The organism is Kordia sp. SMS9, from assembly GCF_003352465.1.
GTDB lineage: Bacteria > Bacteroidota > Bacteroidia > Flavobacteriales > Flavobacteriaceae > Kordia.
Map to the genome: position 1 here is coordinate 2,143,732 of NZ_CP031153.1, position 18,588 is coordinate 2,162,319.

Genomic DNA, 18,588 nt, shown 5'->3' on the forward strand with positions numbered 1-18,588 from the left:
TTAAATTATAAAAATCGTATGTATTTTTAGTAGGGGAAAACCGTAGTTAACACTCTAAATAATCTTCTGTTTAAGAATTATTATAATACTTTATAAGTGCTTAGGAACAATTTTTGTACTTTTAATAGCGTTAAACAAGAAAATAAACTCTAAATATGAGTGAAGATCGTATTAAAAGAAGAAAGAGATCTTTAAGAAAAAATAGCATAAGAAACCAAATAAGGAAGAGAAAGTATAGTTTTAAACGTTTTATGCTAGAAGCTCTAGAAGATTCTGAAAATTTAAATTCTTTAGCAAAAATTACAGCTAGTGGAACACTTTCTGCATATAATCGAGCAGTAAAAACACATGACGAAATAGTATACGTCAATGATGGAAAAGTAGTGAGAAAAGTTAAAGGAAAGGAGGTTGAGGTTATTCAAAATTTAATAACTAGGAAAGTTGTCAAAGGAACTACAATCACAATAAGGAAATAAGTGGGGTAGATGTTTAAGAAAAGACTACGCATGTTTGCAGGACCTAATGGTTCAGGAAAAAGTACTGTTTATGATATATTAAAAGATAGATTTGATATTGGTATTTATGTAAATGCAGATGATATTGAAAAGAAATTAAATGGCGCAGATAATTTTAATTTGAGCGATTATGGTTTTAAAAATAAAATTACAAAGGAATATTTTTTAGCATTTATAGAAAATCATACACTTTACAAGAAAGCAACTTCTAGAGGTTTCATAATTGATTTAGAATTTAAAAATGGTGAAATCTTAAACCCGAATAAAAAAACACACTCTTATGAAGCGTCTATCTTAGCTGATTTTATTCGCAATGAGCTTATAGAGGGAGGTGAAAAGTTAACATTTGAGACCGTCAGACTGTCTCAAAACCCACACATAATTTTCTATTTATCTTAAATATTCCGATATTTAAGTATGGAATATTTAAAAGGAGATTCTAGGACACAACTTACATTATATACTACTTGTCTTGACGATATGATACCTCAAGATAATTCAGTACGATTTATAGACGAATTTGTCAACACACTTAATTTGCAAGAATTAGGTTTTGATGCCATAGCTTCTCAAGGAAGACCACCTTACAACCCTGCTGATTTACTAAAGTTATATATCTATGGGTATATGAATCGCACTCGATCCTCCAGAGTTTTGGAAAAAGAATGCTCCCGAAATATTGAAGTGATGTGGCTTTTGAAAAATCTTAAACCAGATCATAATACGATAGCGCGTTTTAGAAAAGAAAATCCAAAAGCTATCAAACGAGTTTTCAGGCAAAGTGTAACCATTGCAAAGAACTTTAACTTGATTGGTGGAGTTCTTATCGCGGGTGATTCTACCAAATTAAGAGCGCAGAATAGCAAGAAGAATAATTACAATAAGAAAAAGATTGAACGGCATTTAGCATATATTGATAAAAAACTATCACAATACAATGCAGAATTGGCTACTGCTGATAATGATAGTAAAGCTCAAATTCAGAAAAATATTGAAAATCATAAACGACATCAAGTTAAGTATACGCAGATAAAGCAAGAATTAGAAGCTGATACAACTACTGAAAATCCTCAGTTATCTACGAGTGATCCAGACAGCAGACATCAAATAGTAAGAGGAATGATAACAGAAGTTTGCTATACTGCACAAACTACTGTTGACGAAAAACATAACATACTTATTGATTATAAAGTGACCAATCAAAACGATAAAAAAGCAATGGGAATGATGCTCAGAAGAGCTAAATCTATTTTAAGGCATCATCAGTTTACAGCTCTTTACGATAAAGGATATCATACAGGAAGTGAATTTGATACTGCACATACATTAGGAATAAAAACTTTAGTAGCTATACCAAATATAGGAAGAGCCAGTCAAGCTCCTGATCCTAAATATAATGTAGAATATTTTAAATATGATAAGCACAAAGATTGTTATATATGCCCAAAAGAACAAGAACTAACAAGTAACCAAAATTGGTATAAGACACGTAACTATAAGTTCAAACAATATAAAACCAAGGCATGTAAAACTTGCCCTGTTAGGAACTTATGTACAACAGCTAAAGTCAATGGAAAGATCGTACAGCGAAGTCAGTATGCCTATGCAATTGAAGCCAATGCAAAACGAGTAAAAACCAATGAAACAACATACAAAAAGCGACAAGCTATCGTAGAACATCCCTTTGGAACCATTAAAAGACAATGGGGTTTTGATTATATTATTACGAAACGAACAATTGAATCGGCATCTGCTGATTTTGGATTGATTGCTTTAGCCTATAATCTGAAAAGAATTATCAATATCCGTAAAGCTTCAAGGAGTAGCAAAAAACACTGTTTGTGCCATTTTAGAAGGCTCAACCGCTTACATGAGCCCAAAAAGAGCAATATTGGCGTGTTAAAATCATTATTCTATAAAAGACAAGAAGTATTTAAAATAGCTGCGTAATTTTAAAATTTAGTGTAAATTAGAATCTTAATAGGTAGTTTTGAGACAGACTGCCGTTATGTCACATTCTTCAAAGATAGAAACTCTAAAAAAATCTAAAGAAAAAGGATTTAAAAATTACTTATATTTTATTTCTACTGAGGCGCATTCAGAAAATACGTAAAGCCTTTTAAATACTAATATTTCTTTGTAAATTAAAGAAACATAAAACCCCGAAAATGACCGATATGGTTCAAAAACGGGGTTTTCTTTTTTCTCTAGCCATGAAAATACAAAGAATTTCTGATTTACAAACCCGTTTATCTCTTTTTTCGATATCTGAAAATTACACGCTGTTTTATGAGCGTTTTTTGCAAAGTGATTTAGGTAAGATTTATACAGCCATTCCTTGGGACGATTTGGTAGCCACTTTTAATATTAAGGAACACAAACTAGGTAGGAATATGCTTTTCAGTCCTAAAGGTCGTCTAGCTTTAATGTTTTTAAAACATTATGCTTGTTGTAGCGATAAACGTCTTTTAGAACAACTTAACAGTAATGTTGACTATCAGTTTTTTTGTGACATTTCTTTAGGTTTTAATCGGTTGACAAATTCTAAAATCGTGAGTCAAATACGATGTGAGTTAGCGGGCTGTTTGGATATTGAAGTCTTGGAAAAGTGTCTATACGTAAACTGGTCTGGTTATATAGAGAATCCTGATCAAGTCACTGTGGATGCTACTTGTTATGAGAGTGAACTGCGATATCCTACCAATCAAAAGCTACTATGGGAAGCTGTTCATTGGATGTACAATCAACTCCGCAAAAATGCTAAAGTAGTAGGGGTAAAAATGATACGCAGTAAATACTTGAAATGGAAACTACGTTATCATGGCTTTAGCAAGATGCGTCGTAAGTCCAAGTCCAAACGAAAATCACTGACACGGGCACTTTTATTGTTATTAAAGAAGTTTATCGACTTTGAAGCTCACTTACGTAAAAAGTACAACTTGCAAGCAAGTGTACAATACTATCGCAGAGTAGCCACCATCAAAAAAGCCTACCTCCAACAAGAACAGCACTTTAGAACAGGTGAAAAGATTAAAGACCGTATTGTAAGTATTGCAAAAGATTACCTGAGACCTATTGTTAGAGGAAAAGAAATCAAGCCTGTAGAATTTGGAGCAAAAGTCAATAAACTACAGATCGATGGAATTAGTTTTATAGAACACCTAAGTTTTAATGCTTTTAATGAGGGAACACGACTGCAAGCCACCATCTACAAAGCACAACAACTTACCCATAGAAAAACCAAGATTATTGGGGCAGATGCCATATATGCCACTAATAAGAATAGAAAATTTATCACAAAGCATCAGATCAAAACTGACTTTAAAAGAAAAGGGAAGCCGCCTAAAGACTATAAAGAGGAGCAAAAACTTAAGCGCCTAATCACAAAAGAAAGAGCTACACGATTGGAAGGTAGTTTTGGAAAAGAAAAAGAGCATTACCTTCTCAAAAAAATAAAAGCCAAAACAAAGCCCACGGAAACCTTGTGGATATTCTTTGGCATACATACCGCTAATGCTTTAGAAATCGGTAGAAGAATCTGCAAAAACCAACAAATAGCAGCATAAAATTTTAAAATAGCTTACCAAAACTATGGAATAGGTATGTCTTGTCGTTAACAAAATCAACCAAAAAGAACCTAAAAACGATTTAAAATGAAAATCCAAGAAATGAAATAGATCAAATCTTGGATTTTTATGTTTTAGCTAGCTTTAAGTGAGCTATTTTCTGAATGCGCCTACTGAAAATTTTGAAATAAATAAGCAGAGAGTCATTGAACGAGTAAAAAACGGAGGTCATCCAGTGCCAGAAAATAAAATAAAAGAAAGGTATTTCAAGAGCTTAGCTTATTTAAAGGAAGCTATTCAACATACCTATAGGACTTTTGTATTTGATAATAGTGGAAGTAATTCTGTCTTAGTTTTAGACGTTTTCAATGGTGAAAAAATCACTATTCACTCAGAATCAATTCCTGAATGGGTTGATACTTATCTTCTAAAAAAAATATAGCATTTTTTTTATATTACGATAAAGAAATTTCTTTTCGTTTGATAAAGGAAATGACCAACAAACCTGTTCCGAGCATGACGGAAACATCTGCCATATTGAAAATGCCCGTTTTAAAAATTCCGCCCAAATCTATGTGCATAAAATCCGTTACCGAATTGTATAAAATACGATCGTATAAGTTTCCGATGCCGCCACCAATAATACAGCACAAACCAAAAATCATATACTTGTCTAAATCGGTGTTGATAATGATCATGCGCAGAATAAAAAGTAACACTGCAATAGGCAAAATAATTAAAAAGATGCTTCTTAAAATCGGATTCTCCATAGAAGATAAAAATCCTAAAAACGCACCTTTATTTTCAGTTTTTAACAACACTACATATTCGCCAATCACTGAAATACGTTCGGTATCATCAATATGATGTCTTGCCACTGATTTAGAAACTTGATCGCAACCAACGTTTATTAAAATCAGTCCCAAAATCAACAACATTCGTAGCGATTGAGATATTTTCATATTGCTTTATTCGTTTTCAAAAGTAGCACCTTCCGAAGTTACAGAACGATCAATTTTACGTAATAATCCTTGCAATACTTTTCCAGGACCAACTTCTGTAAAGTGTGAAGCACCATCAGCAATCATTTGCTGAACAGATTGTGTCCATTTGACAGGAGCTGTCAATTGTGACATTAGGTTCTTTTTAATCTCGGTAGGATTGGTAACTGCCGTCGTCGTTACATTTTGGTATATTGGACATGTCGGTGTGTTGAAGATTGTGTTTTCAATAGCAGCAGCCAATTCTTCGCGTGCAGGTTCCATCAATGGCGAGTGAAAAGCGCCACCAACAGGTAATACCATGGCACGTCTTGCGCCTGCTTCTTTTAAAGTTTCACACGCAGCGTTAATTGCGTCTACTTCTCCAGAAATCACAATTTGCCCAGGACAATTATAGTTTGCAGGAACAACAATTCCAGGTGTTTCTTTACATATTTTTTCAACAACTTCATCTTCTAATGCTAAAACGGCAGCCATGGTACTTGGTTGAATTTCGCATGCTTTTTGCATCGCCAACGCACGTTGAGAAACGAGTTTTAAACCATCTTCAAAAGTTAAGGTTCCATTGGCAACTAATGCAGAAAGTTCTCCTAACGAATGTCCTGCCACCATTTCTGGTTGAAATTTGTCTCCAAGGACTTTACTTAAAATTACAGAGTGCAAAAAGATAGCGGGTTGTGTAACTTTCGTTTGTTTTAAATCGTCCGCAGATCCTTCAAACATGACATCTGTAATGTGGAAACCTAAAATACCATTGGCATCTTCAAAAAGGTGTTGTGCTACATCAGAATTTTCATAAAGGTCTAAACCCATTCCTGTAAATTGAGCACCTTGCCCTGGAAATATATATGCTTTCATTTTTATGTCTTTAAATCTTATTCAGAAAAAGTAGTTATAAATATTTGGCAAAAGTAAAGAATTTTACTCGATAATTGAGATTTAAAATGCTGCGGAACTTGGGGCTATGTTTTAAGTGAGTTCTCTAGTTAATCTATTTTCTTTTCTTTTTTGATTGTAATTGCAGGTGGTGGCGGAATTCTTTTTTTCAAGAATAATATTTGCCCTAAGTGACTGGATTGATGCTCCATGACATGAAACCAATAATAGTGATTGTTATATTCACGAGTAGCATTGGTTTTTTTTAACCATTCATCATCCAATTTTTTCAATTCCTCAAGTGTTTTGGCTCTTACTTCTCTGTAAATTTTTAAATAATACTCTACATCATGTCCTTTGATATTATTTCTTCCACCATCATCTAAATTAAGTGCGTCTCTCCAGAATTTTTCTTCTTCCTTGTTGAGTCCCCTGTTTTCAAAAGTATACACTTGGTATAGCTTTTCGGCAGCAGCCAAATGCATAATCAGTGCGCCAATTGAGTTTGCTTTTTCATCGTGTAAATGATCTAATTCTCGTTGGTCTAAATTTTTAACGGTATATTCAACACGGTCACTCAAATTATTCAACATAGAAACAAGCGTGCCTATTTGCGGTGTATAACCCTCGCGTTCCCCAATAAGGCTAGAATCATCAATTTTTATATTTTTTCCTTCAATAAGTAGTGAATGTCCTTTTGCAACGTCATCTTTTACAAGATTGAATGCATATCCTTTTTTGAAATTGTTATGTTTTCTTTGATAATTAAAATACCATCCAGACAATTTAGGTGCTTGGGTATTTTCTTCAAAATTACTATTGTTAAGCGTTGTTTTTTCTAATTCACCTGTTTCTAAGTTCTCAATATATAGTTGAAAATTATCAAAATAAAATTTTCCGTTAGAGTTACATATACCGCCAAAGACTAAATAATCAGAATTTTTGTCAACATAACCATTAATTTCATACGTTTTCCATTCGCTAGATAAAACTGGTCTATCGCCCATATTATCAAAAAAGCCTTCTTCTTCATTTTTAGTATCAACTCGCGCCCATATAGATCCCCAAGTTACTTGACCAATATCTTCTACTTTAATATCAGCAGAAAGCTTAAATTTTAGTTTAGTATTTGTATTTATTTTTATGCTTTGAGTAAATACAGTCCAGTTATCTTGTGCATGGATAGCAGTAGTTAAGAAAATGAAACTGACTAGAAATACGAAACATGTATTTCTTTTAAAAATAGGATTATTAAAATTCATTGATTATAATAAGATTTACGCTCTTTCATACGTAATAAAAGAGAATTCGTACTCGTGTTTGTCGTCTTGTGTATGAAATTTGTTAGCGATTTCTTTCCAATCTTTCATGTTGATTTCAGGGAAATGCGTATCACCTTCAAATTCGTGATGCACACGCGTCAACTCAATTTTTGTAGCAAACGGAATGGCTTGTTTATAAATTTCGCCTCCACCAATTACAAACGGTTCAGCATCAGCTACGGTGGCAACACTTACTGCTTCTTTCATGGTATGTACTACAATAACACCTTTGGGCACTTTGTAATCTTTTTGTCGTGTAATGACAATATGTGTTCTGTTGGGAAGTGGTTTTGGAAAGCTTTCAAAGGTTTTTCTTCCCATGATAATATGGTGTCCCGATGTTAACTTTTTAAAACGTTTCAAGTCGTCACTTAAATGCCAAATGAGCTGATTATCTTTTCCAATGACATTATTTTCGGAGGCAGCAACAATAATAGTTAGGCAGCTACGATCAATAATTTCTGGTTCAGGCTCAGGTTCGTTTGCCAATTCAGCTTTGGCTTTTACTTCGGCAACTTTGGTTTCTTGATCGATGAATTTTTGTTTCAATTCAGCAATGCGATTTTCCTGCTGTGCAACTAAGGTTTCTAATTGTTTTGCTTCCCATTCTTTTCCCATGAATTTATTCGTCACAAAGACATTAAACGCATGAAATAGAAAGACAAAAAGCCACAAAAAGACCGCCCAAACAAACCATTTTGTACCAAATAGGGTGATATCTTCTCCCATACCCAACACAACATTGAGCACCACTAATAGCGCAGAGCCAATGACAAAAACAACAAAATGATAATATAAGTATTTTTTTTGCTTGATGCGTTTTTGTGCAGTTTCTATAAGTGCTAACTGATCTTGATCGATTTGTGTGGTAGGTTTCTTTTTTTTACCGAACATGTATGCAGGTTTACGAGTGGTTAACGAGTTCTATTGAGAAGTTTGTTGGATTCAAGTGTTACGGCATACGAAGCATTTATGTTCATGCCCTGATGTGTTCCACGAGAAAAATTAGGCAATGTTTTAACAATGCGTTCCACTTCTTTTAACAAGACAGGATTGTTGGTGCGAACGCCTACATTTTCTATACCACCATTCGTGTTTACGATAAAACGAATGTATACAGATATGTTTTCACTGTTGCTAGGAATCGTACTTGCTACATTTTTATTGAAAGCTTCTTGAATGAAATTTTCTATTTTTTGAGAAGTGCACTTGTTTTTTTCACGTTTGGAACCTGTATTTTCACAACCTTTAAATTGTGGTGCATTGTCCATTACTGAAAAGTTCATTGTTCCATTTGGAGCAACTTTAGGTGTAGACATGTTTGTTGCCTTTTGAGCAAAACCACAATGGACTGTAAAGCAAAATAGTATAGGAATAATAAATTTTTTCATGTTTGAAATTATTTTAATGATATAAAGATACTTTTCTTTTTTGAATACTACATTCTGTTCGACCGAAAAGATAAACTTTCCCCATGAAATGCAATTTTTTTGGACGAATGAAAAAGTAGCTAATCCGTAAGTAATCAAAAAATTACGCAAACGATATCGTTGAAAACCAAGTAAAAAAGATGTTAAAAAGGAGTTGTCAATCTTATAATTAAAGCACTAATTTTTTTCATTCTTTACGATTTTAAAAGCTATTTATTAGTAAAATGATAATTCTTACATTTTTATGAATTCTTTCATTTGTTTCCCAAAAATTCTTGTATACATTTGACCTTATTAAACACTTGAAATTATGGCAATTAAAAAACAATATTTAAAAAGCAAACCAGTTTGCAAAGTAACCTTTAGTGTTGCTGCAAAAGAAGCTGAAGCAGTTTCTGTAGTTGGAAATTTTAATGAATGGAATACAGAAGCGACAAGCTTAAAGAAATTAAAAAACGGAACCTTTAAAGGAACAATTGATTTAGAAAAAGATGCTGAATATGAGTTTCGTTATGTAGTAGATGGAACATACACAAACGATACAGAAGCAGATGCATACAAATGGAATGATTTTGCTGCTGCTGAAAACGGAGTGTTGAGTTTATAATTTAGAATTTGAATTTTTTGAAAAAGCTTTCTACTGAGGTAGGAAGCTTTTTTGTTTTACAACTTCTGTAGCAACTTTCGCTTTACGCGACTAAACCATTCGTATCGAAGAATACTGAGTACAATGCTATCGCGTCTGCCATCTTCGGTAGCGCAGTTGCTACGCAATATTCCTTCTTCTGTGCAACCAATACTTTTCATAGCAGCAATGCTTCGTTTATTTTTATTGTCTGCTCTAAATTCTACACGTTGCACTTTCATGTGTTCAAAAGCAAATTGAAGCAGTAAAAATTTGCAATTTTTATTCAAGCCTGTACCGTGAAAATCTTTTCCATACCAAGTATATCCTAAGGAAACGGTATCATGTGTTTGATTAAAATCATAAAATCGGGTAACTCCTGCATACATGTTGAAGCGTTTGTCATACACAATAAAAGGATATGCTTTTTCTTCGGCTCTTCCTTCGGTAGCAATGGTAAGATAGTTTCGTAAATTTTCTTCACCATTTGCTGGAATTAATGAATATTTCCATAAATCAGGTTCGTTCATGGAATACGGAAGCAAATATTTAAAATCATCTGCTTGCAACGGTCGCAACTGCACAAAACCATTATCTAGAATGTAATTTTTTTTAAAATCGAGTAAAATCATTTGATGTTCGCTGTATTCTTGTTGCTTTGAGAAACATTTATACCAATTTACATTTAAAATGGTATTATTCATGTAAATGTACACAAATCTCTCATAGTTTATGTAGCTATTTTGTTGAAAATGATATAATGTAAGAATCTTATTCGACGATAAAATTAAAAGGAATCATGATTCGAGTGCTTTTGGGCATTCCATTTCTAATAGCTGGTCTAAAACCATCAATTAAATGTATTACTTCTTTGATATTATCTTCAATTTTTGAATGTGGAGTTATAACTCGTATATTTCTAATAGTGCCATATTTTGTTACATTAAACAGAATTCTAATTTTTACAACGCCTTCCAAGTTTAAGTCACTTGCCAAATCACGATTGAAATGTTTGCCAAGATGAGCTGTCATTTTTTCATCAAAACAGCGCATTTGGTCTTGACGCGTTGTCATCGTTTCACAACCTGGAAATAACACGTACGAATCTGGTTTTGGTGGAGGAGCGTAATTATACAAAGGTTCCAATGTGTTTTTTTGTCTGTTTATTCGGAAATAAACCGTTTCTGTAAGATTTGGAAAAGTATTATTGCTTGCTGGTTTTTCTATAGTAAAATCAAGTTTTTGGACTTTACGATACAAATCAAAGTTGAATGGATTTCCTTCTTCTTTGAAAAAACGAACATAAGAAGCTGCCATTTTTATCTTTCCTGATGGCTTTTTGAATAAAAGTTGAATTGTGGCAAAAACGGTGTCTTTGTCAGTATTATGAATGACCTTTTTTATATCGGAAGCATTCAAAACATGGAAAAAAGCTTCATGGATTTTCTTTTTAGTGCACGCTGTGTCGGAAACATTTTGGCAGTCGACAGCAGTTACATTTGTAGGAGTTGTATTTTGAGAAAACCCAGTATACATTAGCAAAACAAAGCTTAGTAATATATAATTCTTTTTGAAATTGAATAAAATCATAGACTGTAAATTACAAATCATTCTTGTGATTCAAACTAAATTGAATACAATATTTGTGAAAATTACTGAACTTTAAAAATAATGGGAAGTGTATAGCGTAAGGCAATAGGTGTATTCTCTAATTCTCCAGGTTTCATTTCAGGAAGCAATTTTACAACTCTTCTAGCTTCTCTTGCAAGTTTTGGATGTGGTGCTTTGGCGTTAACTTTGATGATTGCTCCATCTTTATCAACCGTGAAAATCACATAAATTCTTTGAATTCCTTTTAAATTGAGCTTGGTTGCCAATTCGGTGTCAAAATATTCAGCAACATGTTTTGAAATATTTTGCGACATACATTTTCGCAAGTCTTTGTTGTTTTTTTTAGATTCACAACCTGGATACACAATGTATCTATCGGGACCGCTAAACGGAATTCTTTCAGGTTCGTAATCGGGTAAAGGAATCAATTTTTTGTTTTCACGATCAATCTTTAAAAAAAGATAACTTGCAAAACCAGTCTTTCTCGGTTTTTCTTCAGCAGTAGGTTTGATTGGTATGTCTTCCAAAGAAAAACTCAAATCAACTTCAAAAAATGTTAATTCGCGTTCATGAAACCTTACGGAAGAAACGTCAGTTGCTAACTCTCTGTTTTTATAAAAATAGAGTTTGGTGTTCATAAAGATAGTGTCTTTTTCGGTCTTCAGCAGAATTTGATCAATATCACTTTGCGCTAATGCTTCAAAAGCAAGATCTCGAAGTTTTTTATCTGTACAATAATACGGATCAGAAACATCTTCGCAACCTTCTGCAAAAGGTGTGGATGGTGGCGGTTGTGGCGGTGTTGATTTTTGTGCAAAACCAACATGTGCTGATCCAACAAAAAGCATTAGTAAAAAAAAGTTTTTCATAAGTAATTTTTTTTGTCGTAATGAATTGATTAAATCGCAACTGCACCTTTAATTCGCGGATGATGTTTGTAATTGACCAATTCAAAATCTTCAAAAGTAAAGTCGAAAATACTTTTTACATCTGGGTTAATCTTCATCGTTGGCAACGGATACGGTTCACGTGTAAGCTGTAATTCCACTTGCTCAAAATGATTGCTGTAAATATGCGCATCACCAAACGTGTGAATAAAATCGCCATATTCATATCCGCAAACTTTTGCCATCATCATCGTTAACAACGCGTATGAAGCAATATTGAACGGAACGCCTAAAAATACATCCGCACTTCGTTGATACAACTGACACGATAATTTTCCATCAGCCACGTAAAATTGAAAAAATGCATGACATGGCGGCAACGCAGCTTTTCCATTGGCTACATTTTCACTAAAAGACACAGAAGTATCGGGCAGTACACTCGGATTCCAGGCAGAAACCATCATGCGTCTGCTATTTGGATTGTTTTTTAAAGTTTCAATCACTTCTGAGAGTTGATCAATACTTTCACTATTCCAATTGCGCCATTGATGTCCGTATACAGGACCTAAATCGCCATTTTCGTCTGCCCATTCGTTCCAAATACGCACACCGTTTTCTTGCAAATATTTTACATTGGTATCTCCTTTAATAAACCATAACAATTCATGAATAATGGATTTTAAATGCAGTTTTTTAGTCGTAACCATCGGAAAACCTTCGTTGAGATCAAAACGCATTTGGTAACCAAATACACTTTTCGTTCCAGTTCCTGTACGATCTCCTTTTTCATTTCCGTGTGCTAATACATGTTTTACAAGATCTAAATATTGTCTCATGGTGTTTTCTTTTTTATTATGATGCGATACAATTTTTGCAGTTCATAAAAATAAAAAAAACGCTTTGATTTTGAACCAAAGCGTTTGTATTTTATCAATAGGTTATTAACTATATTTAGCCAATCAACATTCCTGCGATGGTAGCCGAAATTAAAGAAGCAATGGTTCCTCCAATTAAAGCTTTGATTCCAAACTCTGACAATGTTTTTCGTTGTCCAGGTGCGAGTGAACCAATGCCTCCAATTTGAATTCCGATAGAAGCAAAGTTGGCAAAACCGCACAACATATAGGTAGCCATAATAATAGACTTCTCATATGTTAAATGTGATGCATTTGCAACATCTTTTAATTCTGCTAATTGAATATAACCTACAAATTCACTTGCGGCGAGTTTTACACCTAAGAGTTGTCCCATCTGCATAATATCTTCCATGGCAACACCAATCAACCACATTAAGGGCGCAAAAACAGTTCCTAGTATCGCTTCTAGTGAGAATTCGGAGTATACTGTATTTGCTGCCATCCAACTATTTAAGGATGTAATGTCTCCAACCCAGCCTAAAATTCCGTTAATCATGGCAATAAAAGCCACAAATACTAATAGCATGGCTCCGACATTTACTGCTAATTTTAAGCCTTCTGTCGTACCATTAGCAATAGCATCTAAAATGTTAGAACCTATTTTTTCTTGAGAAACTTTTACGTCATTATTAATTTTTTCCGTCTGCGGGAACAGCATTTTAGAAATGACAATCGCACCTGGCGCAGCCATTACAGAAGCAGCTAATAAGTGTTTTGCGTAGACAAGTTGTAATTCGGGATCGCTTCCTCCTAAAAACCCAATATATGCTGCCAAAACGGCACCAGCTACTGTCGCCATTCCTCCGACCATGACCAATAAAATTTCAGATTTAGTCATTCTTTCTAAATAGGCTTTAATCAATAAGGGTGCTTCGGTTTGCCCTAAAAAGATATTTCCGGCAACAGACAAACTTTCTGTACCTGAAATACCTAATAATTTCGTTAAAACCAATGCCATTCCTTTTACAACGACTTGAATAATTCCTAAGTAAAATAATACAGAGGTAAGTGCCGAGAAGAAGATGATGGTAGGCAATACTTGAAAAGCAAAAATAAATCCATACGACTTTTCATTCATCATACCACCAAATAAAAATGTACTTCCAGCTTTGGTATATTCTAATATTTCAATGAACAATTGTCCAACAAATTCAAATCCAGTTTGTACAAAGCCAACTTTCAATACACCAATGGCTATAATTAATTGAAATGCCAACCCTAAACCAACGGTTTTCCAGTTGATGGCTTTTCGATTGCTACTGCATAAAAATGCAATGATTAGCAAGACTAACATTCCCAAAACACCACGTAGTAAACTATTCGTACTGAATCCTTCGCTTGGTTTTATATCGCTAGTTTGATCTGTGTTGGTAATTGCTGTAACCGCTTTTACTTCCTTCTCTTTTGCTCTACTGAATTGATACGAAACACCTTTTTCTTTAAAAACTAAGGTAGAATCATTCAGAGAAGTGATTTTATATTTACGAATGGTATCGTTTGGTTGGTTGTAATAAAAAACCAATAAATTATTCTGATAAATATAATCTCCGCTGGCTTTTAGATTGTTTTTAGCGGCAAGTTGATATTGAAATTCACCTGCTTCTAAGTTCAGTTTGTCTGCATTGGTAACGGGAATGATACTTTCGCTTTGTGCGTTTTGAATGCTGCTAAAATTCCACGTTCCATCAATTTCAGTTTCTTGCGCGCTTACATGAAAAAGCACACAGAATACTGTTAGAATACTTGCTACAAATTTCTGCATTTGAATAGGTGTTTTATTTTTTGTCTTGCTCTCTGTTAGAGATTTCATCACGAAGTCTAGCTGCTTTTTCATAATCTTCATCCGCCACAGCGCCATCTAACATGTTGTATAATTCTTGAAGTGATAATTTTTTTAAAGTATTATCTTTCGTACTTTCCACAGTATCCATTTCTTCTTCTTCATCGGTAAACAATTCGTCTACGACAATACTTTCCTTTTCGGCTTCTTCTTCCTCTTCTTTAGAAGTTAATTTTAAGAAGATTCCCGCTTTGTCTAAAATAGTTTTATAGGTAAAAATTGGCGCGTCAAAACGCAGTGCCAATGCAATCGCATCGGAAGTACGCGCATCAATAATTTCTTCTATTTTATCACGTTCGCAGATAATGCTTGAGTAAAATACACCATCTACCAATTTGTGAATAATAACTTGTTTGACAACCACATCAAAGCGATCGGCAAAGTTTTTAAAAAGATCGTGGGTAAGTGGTCGCGGTGGTTTGATTTCTTTCTCCAAAGCAATAGCAATGGATTGTGCTTCAAAAGCACCGATTACAATCGGGAGTTTTCGGTCTCCATCAACTTCATTCAAAATTAACGCGTAGGCTCCGTTTTGCGTTTGACTGTATGAAATTCCCTTTATATTTAGTTTTACTAAACTCATTTGTCTCTGAAATGCATTCTCATAAAAAAAGGCTGTCTAAAAAAAGGGTTTCCCAATTTTAGACAGCCCTTTGTTGGGCACAATTTAGCAAAAATTATGCGTTATTCGCTTTAAATTCTTTCAATTTTTCGATTAGTTGTGGAACTACTTCAAATGCGTCTCCTACAACACCATAATCTGCCGCTTTGAAGAAAGGAGCTTCTGGGTCTGTATTGATGACAACTTTTACTTTAGAAGCGTTGATTCCAGCTAAATGCTGAATGGCTCCAGAGATTCCAATCGCAATGTATAAGTTAGAAGCTACGGGCTTTCCTGTTTGTCCTACATGCTCTCCGTGAGGTCTCCATCCTAAGTCAGAAACTGGCTTCGAACACGCGGTTGCAGCACCTAAAACGTCTGCTAACTCTTCTACCATTCCCCAATTTTCAGGACCTTTTAATCCTCTACCAGCAGAAACAACAACATCTGCATCGGCAATCGTTACTTTTCCAGTCACTTTATCTACGGAATCCACTTTTACGCCGAATAACGAATCGTCTAAGTTTGGCGAGAACGCTTCCGCCGCAGCGGCACCTTCATTTTCAACCAACCCAAAGGCATTGTTAGAAACACCTATGATTTTTACATCCGAGTTAATTTCTGTCATATTGAACGCTTTGTTTGTAAAAGCAGTTCTTTTTACGGTAAAAGGACTCGTGCTACTTGGAGCAGCCACTACGTTTGAAGCATATCCTGCATTCAAATTTACCGCTAAAATTGGCGCCAACGTTTTGCTATCGGCACTTGAACTGATGATGACTACGTTGGTATCTTCTTTAGCAGCTGCTTGATGTAGGGTTGAAGCATAGGCTTTTGCGTTAAAATCTTTTAATGCATCCGCAGATACATTTAATATTTTATCTACACCATAGTTTCCTAATTCGGCAGTATTGTCTGCATTGATCGTAACTGCAGTTACGGTAGTTCCTAATTGGTTGGCAACTTCTTTTGCGTAGGATGCTACTTCAAAGGCTGCCTTTTTTAATTTTCCTTGATCTGATTCTGTATATACTAAAACTGACATGATTTTATTTTTTAAAATTATCCTGAACTTGATTCAGGACCTGATTTAATAATTAAAAGATTATTGATTGAAAAGATTCCGAAAATGAATTCGGAATGATTTAATCGCTAGATTAAATCACCTTTGCTTCGTTGTGTAACAAGTTGATCAATTCGTCAATGTTTCCTGCATCTACCAACTTTACAGCTCCTCTTGGTGCAGGTTTTTCAAATTTTACAGCGGTTGTTTCTTTGGCTGCATCTACAGGATCAATTACATTTAATGGTTTTTTACGTGCCATCATAATTCCTCTCATATTTGGAATGCGAAGATCTGTTTCTTCTACCAATCCTTTTTGTCCTCCAATAACTAGTGGTAAAGATGTTTTTGAAGTTTCTTTTCCACCATCAATTTCGCGTACTGCTGTTGCAGAAGTTCCATCTATTTCTAAACCAATACATGTATTTACAAAATTGGCACCTGTTAATTCAGCTAACATGCCAGGAACCATTCCACCGTTATAATCAATAGATTCTCTTCCGGCGATTACTAAATCATATCCACCATCTTTTACCACAGCAGCTAATTGTTTAGCTACAAAAAATCCGTCAGTTGCTGCTGCATTTACACGAATCGCTTTATCTGCTCCAATCGCCAATGCTTTACGCAATGTAGGTTCGGTTTCAGCACCTCCAACATTTACAACATCTACAGATGCGCCTTGCTTTTCTTTAAACCACATGGCACGTGTCAATCCAAATTCGTCATTTGGGTTAATTACAAACTGTACACCATTGGTATCAAATTTAGTATCTCCTTCGGTAAAATTGATCTTTGAAGTAGTGTCAGGAACATGACTAATACATACTAATATTTTCATGGAATTTATATGTTTTAATTGAAATTTAAAATTTTGACGAATATACTGAATATTTCTCTAAAAATACTATGCATGCATAGTATTTTTTAATAATTTTTTATTTTTTGAACGAATTATTCAATTATCAATAATTTTTAAACGTTTTTTGGGGGAATTCACTAATTTTTTGTGCAAACAAACTTAGGTTTTGTCGCTATGAAAGCTACTTTTCTTAAAAGCATTCTCGTTTTTATTTTTCATTTATGAACATCTTATGTAGAAATAAACATTGATACATTGTAACATTTTGGGCGTGGAAACAAAAGAAGATTTTCAAAGAGTTCTTTATTTTGCTAAAGAAATCATAAAAACACGTGTCTTTGTGAAATGTTTGATGTAGTAACTACCAATTTTGGAATTAATTGTTATTTTTGTTTTTCACTTTTTTAAAACAATAATAATTGTATGAAAACAATACAGTTTAGAGAAGCGGTAGCTGAAGCCATGAGCGAAGAAATGCGCGCAGACGAAACCATTTATTTAATGGGAGAAGAAGTTGCCGAATATAATGGAGCCTACAAAGCTTCTAAAGGCATGTTGGACGAGTTTGGAGCAGACCGTGTAATTGATACGCCTATTGCAGAACTTGGTTTTGCAGGGATCGGAGTTGGTTCTGCCATGAACGGAAACCGACCAATTATTGAGTTTATGACCTTCAATTTTGCTTTAGTAGGAATTGATCAAATCATAAATAATGCTGCGAAAATGCGTCAAATGTCAGGTGGACAGCTAAATATACCAATCGTTTTTCGTGGCCCAACAGCTTCAGCAGGACAATTAGCCGCCACACATTCACAAGCTTTTGAAAGCTGGTTTGCCAATTGCCCAGGTTTAAAAGTAGTCGTTCCTTCTAATGTATATGATGCAAAAGGATTGTTAAAAACGGCGATCCGAGATAATGATCCTGTCATTTTTATGGAATCTGAACAAATGTATGGTGATAAAGGAGAAGTTCCAGAAGGGGAATACACAATTCCATTAGGAGTTGCAGATATTAAGCGAGAAGGAACAGATGTAACCATTGTTTCTTTTGGAAAAATCATCAAAGAAGCATACAAAGCTGCAGATGAGTTAGCCGAAGAAGGAATTTCTTGTGAAATTATTGACTTACGTACCGTGCGTCCAATGGATCACGATGCTATTTTGACTTCTGTAAAGAAAACGAATAGATTGGTGATTTTAGAAGAAGCATGGCCATTTGGAAATGTAGCTACAGAAATTGTATATCAAGTACAAGCACAAGCATTTGATTACTTAGATGCGCCAATTCAAAAAATAAATACAGCCGATACGCCAGCACCTTATTCTCCCGTATTATTGGAAGAATGGTTGCCAAATAAAAATGACGTAATTAAAGCTGTAAAAAAAGTTATGTATAAATAAACATGAACTTTTAACGTTATAAAAGCTTCATCGGCATATTTGTTGATGAAGTTTTTGTTTTTAAAATGATA

General features: G+C 34.3%; 20 protein-coding genes. 7 read left to right on the forward strand and 13 right to left on the reverse strand.

Features of this window, described 5'->3' with window-relative positions:
* Positions 1-155: 155 nt before the first annotated feature.
* The 5 genes from KORDIASMS9_RS09305 (at position 156) to KORDIASMS9_RS09330 (ending at position 4,523) form a co-directional block, all read left to right on the forward strand.
* Positions 156-476, forward strand: a complete 321-nt coding sequence (locus KORDIASMS9_RS09305) for a hypothetical protein (protein ID WP_114902586.1) — start codon at positions 156-158, stop codon at positions 474-476.
* 30 nt (positions 477-506) lie between these two features.
* Positions 507-914 (forward strand): hypothetical protein, encoded by a 408-nt coding sequence (locus KORDIASMS9_RS09310; protein ID WP_162819855.1) that lies wholly within the window; start codon positions 507-509, stop codon positions 912-914.
* 18 nt (positions 915-932) lie between these two features.
* The gene (locus tag KORDIASMS9_RS09315) at positions 933-2,465 is read left to right on the forward strand and encodes an IS1182 family transposase (RefSeq protein ID WP_114902588.1); all 1,533 of its coding nucleotides are present in this window, start codon (positions 933-935) and stop codon (positions 2,463-2,465) included.
* Between the two features lie 263 nt (positions 2,466-2,728).
* Complete coding sequence (locus KORDIASMS9_RS23835) at positions 2,729-4,081, forward strand: transposase (RefSeq protein WP_162819707.1); 1,353 nt, start codon at positions 2,729-2,731, stop codon at positions 4,079-4,081.
* A 148-nt stretch (positions 4,082-4,229) separates the two neighbouring features.
* Complete coding sequence (locus tag KORDIASMS9_RS09330; RefSeq protein ID WP_114902589.1) at positions 4,230-4,523, forward strand: hypothetical protein; 294 nt, start codon at positions 4,230-4,232, stop codon at positions 4,521-4,523.
* Between the two features lie 13 nt (positions 4,524-4,536).
* On the opposite strand, the gene lspA is transcribed toward KORDIASMS9_RS09330, so the two are convergent.
* The 5 genes from lspA to KORDIASMS9_RS09355 form a co-directional block, all read right to left on the reverse strand.
* On the reverse strand, positions 4,537-5,043 hold the full coding sequence (lspA, locus tag KORDIASMS9_RS09335) for a signal peptidase II (protein WP_114902590.1): 507 nt from the start codon (positions 5,041-5,043) through the stop codon (positions 4,537-4,539).
* A gap of 6 nt (positions 5,044-5,049) precedes the next feature.
* Positions 5,050-5,940, reverse strand: a complete 891-nt coding sequence (gene fabD / locus KORDIASMS9_RS09340) for an ACP S-malonyltransferase (RefSeq protein ID WP_114902591.1) — start codon at positions 5,938-5,940, stop codon at positions 5,050-5,052.
* 128 nt (positions 5,941-6,068) lie between these two features.
* On the reverse strand, positions 6,069-7,220 hold the full coding sequence (locus KORDIASMS9_RS09345) for a DinB family protein (protein ID WP_114902592.1): 1,152 nt from the start codon (positions 7,218-7,220) through the stop codon (positions 6,069-6,071).
* A 15-nt stretch (positions 7,221-7,235) separates the two neighbouring features.
* Positions 7,236-8,174: a dihydrofolate reductase gene (locus KORDIASMS9_RS09350; RefSeq protein WP_114902593.1), complete on the reverse strand. Its 939-nt coding sequence runs from the start codon at positions 8,172-8,174 to the stop codon at positions 7,236-7,238.
* A gap of 20 nt (positions 8,175-8,194) precedes the next feature.
* Positions 8,195-8,671, reverse strand: coding sequence for a hypothetical protein (locus KORDIASMS9_RS09355; RefSeq protein WP_162819856.1), 477 nt, complete (start codon positions 8,669-8,671; stop codon positions 8,195-8,197).
* 349 nt (positions 8,672-9,020) lie between these two features.
* Here KORDIASMS9_RS09355 and KORDIASMS9_RS09360 point away from each other — a divergent pair, with 349 nt between their 5' ends.
* Positions 9,021-9,317 carry an isoamylase early set domain-containing protein gene (locus KORDIASMS9_RS09360; RefSeq protein ID WP_114902595.1) on the forward strand — a complete coding sequence of 99 codons (297 nt, stop codon included), beginning with the start codon at positions 9,021-9,023 and terminating at the stop codon, positions 9,315-9,317.
* Positions 9,318-9,373: 56 nt separating this feature from the next.
* Here KORDIASMS9_RS09360 and KORDIASMS9_RS09365 read toward each other — a convergent pair whose 3' ends face one another.
* The 8 genes from KORDIASMS9_RS09365 to KORDIASMS9_RS09400 all read right to left on the reverse strand — a co-directional run bounded on the left by KORDIASMS9_RS09365 (position 9,374) and on the right by KORDIASMS9_RS09400 (position 17,095).
* Entirely contained in the window at positions 9,374-9,967 is a 594-nt protein-coding gene (locus tag KORDIASMS9_RS09365) for a GNAT family N-acetyltransferase (protein WP_114905194.1), read from the reverse strand.
* Between the two features lie 139 nt (positions 9,968-10,106).
* The gene (locus KORDIASMS9_RS09370) at positions 10,107-10,871 is read right to left on the reverse strand and encodes an energy transducer TonB (RefSeq protein WP_162819857.1); all 765 of its coding nucleotides are present in this window, start codon (positions 10,869-10,871) and stop codon (positions 10,107-10,109) included.
* Positions 10,872-10,987: 116 nt separating this feature from the next.
* The gene (locus tag KORDIASMS9_RS09375) at positions 10,988-11,815 is read right to left on the reverse strand and encodes an energy transducer TonB (RefSeq protein WP_114902597.1); all 828 of its coding nucleotides are present in this window, start codon (positions 11,813-11,815) and stop codon (positions 10,988-10,990) included.
* 29 nt (positions 11,816-11,844) lie between these two features.
* Positions 11,845-12,669, reverse strand: a complete 825-nt coding sequence (locus tag KORDIASMS9_RS09380) for a thymidylate synthase (protein WP_114902598.1) — start codon at positions 12,667-12,669, stop codon at positions 11,845-11,847.
* A gap of 115 nt (positions 12,670-12,784) precedes the next feature.
* Positions 12,785-14,512: a nucleoside transporter C-terminal domain-containing protein gene (locus KORDIASMS9_RS09385; protein WP_114905195.1), complete on the reverse strand. Its 1,728-nt coding sequence runs from the start codon at positions 14,510-14,512 to the stop codon at positions 12,785-12,787.
* A gap of 13 nt (positions 14,513-14,525) precedes the next feature.
* Positions 14,526-15,173, reverse strand: a complete 648-nt coding sequence (locus KORDIASMS9_RS09390) for a bifunctional nuclease family protein (RefSeq protein WP_114902599.1) — start codon at positions 15,171-15,173, stop codon at positions 14,526-14,528.
* A 94-nt stretch (positions 15,174-15,267) separates the two neighbouring features.
* Entirely contained in the window at positions 15,268-16,236 is a 969-nt protein-coding gene (locus tag KORDIASMS9_RS09395; protein ID WP_114902600.1) for an electron transfer flavoprotein subunit alpha/FixB family protein, read from the reverse strand.
* A 112-nt stretch (positions 16,237-16,348) separates the two neighbouring features.
* Entirely contained in the window at positions 16,349-17,095 is a 747-nt protein-coding gene (locus KORDIASMS9_RS09400) for an electron transfer flavoprotein subunit beta/FixA family protein (RefSeq protein WP_114902601.1), read from the reverse strand.
* A gap of 444 nt (positions 17,096-17,539) precedes the next feature.
* Here KORDIASMS9_RS09400 and KORDIASMS9_RS09405 point away from each other — a divergent pair, with 444 nt between their 5' ends.
* A complete protein-coding gene (locus tag KORDIASMS9_RS09405) occupies positions 17,540-18,517 on the forward strand; it encodes a pyruvate dehydrogenase complex E1 component subunit beta (RefSeq protein WP_114902602.1) in 978 nt (325 codons plus the stop codon).
* The last annotated feature ends 71 nt before the right edge of the window (positions 18,518-18,588 follow it).